Annotated in this window: 4 protein-coding genes; all 4 read right to left on the bottom strand. The window is 33.5% G+C overall.

Features of this window, described 5'->3' with window-relative positions; all coding sequences use genetic code 11:
• Positions 1-112: 112 nt before the first annotated feature.
• Genes ACJML3_RS00625 through ACJML3_RS00610 form a run of 4 tightly spaced genes read right to left on the bottom strand, consistent with a single transcriptional unit; the run spans position 113 to position 1,088 of the window.
• Complete coding sequence (locus ACJML3_RS00625; RefSeq protein WP_406019710.1) at positions 113-574, bottom strand: hypothetical protein; 462 nt, start codon at positions 572-574, stop codon at positions 113-115.
• 2 nt (positions 575-576) lie between these two features.
• Positions 577-768 (bottom strand): hypothetical protein, encoded by a 192-nt coding sequence (locus ACJML3_RS00620; protein WP_406019708.1) that lies wholly within the window; start codon positions 766-768, stop codon positions 577-579.
• 3 nt (positions 769-771) lie between these two features.
• Positions 772-984 (bottom strand): hypothetical protein, encoded by a 213-nt coding sequence (locus tag ACJML3_RS00615; protein WP_406019706.1) that lies wholly within the window; start codon positions 982-984, stop codon positions 772-774.
• Positions 981-1,088: a hypothetical protein gene (locus ACJML3_RS00610; RefSeq protein ID WP_406019712.1), complete on the bottom strand. Its 108-nt coding sequence runs from the start codon at positions 1,086-1,088 to the stop codon at positions 981-983. The genes ACJML3_RS00615 and ACJML3_RS00610 overlap by 4 nt, the downstream gene beginning before the upstream one ends.
• Positions 1,089-1,099: the final 11 nt, after the last annotated feature.

Here is a 1,099-nt window from a genome sequence, read left to right as displayed (position 1 = left end):
TTTCCAGTGCTTTTGGATCGGTGCAGTAAAAATCATAACTTGCTCTGTCATTCTGGGCGTGATTACTCGCCCCTGTGGTTACAAAAATCTTATGTGTGTTTTCTGTCATTTTCTAATCTCTTGAAAAGCCATACCAAGCACCGTCTTGATCTCTCGTTATCTCTCCATCAAAACTGAAATTTAATCGATTAAAAATCTTTTTCCAGATACTCAAAGCTAGTTGATTCTGATTTAAAACAAAAAGACATACACGCCTTTTAATAAACATAGGATGATTAACAATATAACAAATCTGCCCTGTCATTATGCCTTGATTTCTGTATTCAGGCATAATATATGCCTCATGTATAGCAATTTGATAATTAAACTGCTCTTTGTGTATCTGTAGCGGTTCTCCCCACATCACAAAGCCAATATGTTTATTTTTCTTCTGAATAATCTTATATTTCCACTTTTTTAGGCTGTTGAATAAAGCCTCCATACGTTGACCTTGATCCCAATGGTCTAAATGTAATTCATTTTCAAAAAAATCATTATATTCATTCCATAATCTTTTTAGCGAATTACTGATCACGTTTACCACTCCTTAAATTTCAGCTCTAATTCTTTAACCATACACAGATTAGATTTTAGAATATTTCTGCCTGTTTCGCTCAATTTCTTATTTTTCAGGCGTTCTTCAAGATCCCATTTATACACTTCAAGGGCAATTCCGATCAAGCCTCGCTCTTTGCGGTCTAATTTTATATTATCTTCATTGTTATTCATTTTTTATGACCTTAAAAAATCTCTGTAAATTTCGTTTATATCTTCTCTGATTTCTTCTTCTGTTATACCTTTTAAATACAATCTTTTAAAGTAGGCGTATTTTCTGTCTGAAATATAATTAACCTCAAAATAACTTGTTTTATTCTGTTTATTGCACTCTGCTAAGATTTCAGTTAATACATTATCAAAATTAAATCGATCTAGATTAACAATCATTTTCCAGAACTCCCAAAACCGTTTGAGCCTCTATCTGTTTTTGGCAGTTTGTTGACTTCCTGCAGTTCAATGGCAGGCAATGGCACGATCACGATCTGCGCTATGCGTTCACCTG

It is taken from the genome of Succinivibrio sp. (assembly GCF_045124615.1).
Lineage (GTDB): Bacteria > Pseudomonadota > Gammaproteobacteria > Enterobacterales > Succinivibrionaceae > Succinivibrio > Succinivibrio faecicola.
The sequence above is the reverse complement of the archived record's forward strand: the minus strand, read 5'-3'. Positions and strand labels throughout refer to the sequence as shown.